At 34.6% G+C, this 480-nt stretch carries 1 pseudogene; it reads right to left on the reverse strand.

Annotated features, from left to right (window positions below):
- Positions 1-218: 218 nt before the first annotated feature.
- Positions 219-480 (reverse strand): annotated as a pseudogene (locus tag IHO13_RS04970) (UDP-N-acetylmuramate dehydrogenase); the annotation flags it as partial.

Genomic DNA, 480 nt, shown 5'->3' on the forward strand with positions numbered 1-480 from the left:
ACTATAAGTCCTTATTTTACCTCTCTTGGATTATTATGGAAAGAGCTATAAATGTACAGATAACGAAGAAGATAGAGATACTATAAAGAAATCAATGATCAACAAGCGTACAATTTTTATGAGCAAAGACCAAGCTAATGAATTTATAAAGAACATTTTAGAGATTAAAATAGACAGTGTTGAACAACTGGGAAATACAGCGGCTGTAAAAAAACCGCCTAATGGCTGCCTAAAACCCTTATTTCCCACTCAAGTTCAACGTTAAACTTATCTCTCACGGCATCTCTTACTTTGTTGCCAAGATTTTCCAAGTCAGATGCAGTTGCATTATTATAGTTGAGTAAAAAATTACAATGTTTCTTAGAAATTTTAGCTCCACCGTTATCTAACCCTCGACAGCCGGATTTGTCAATCAGTTTCCATGCTTGGTAGTCTTTTGGATTTTTAAATATGCAACCAGCAGTCTTTCCTCTTATTGGT

Source organism: Wolbachia endosymbiont of Mansonella perstans (genome assembly GCF_020278605.1).
GTDB lineage: Bacteria > Pseudomonadota > Alphaproteobacteria > Rickettsiales > Anaplasmataceae > Wolbachia.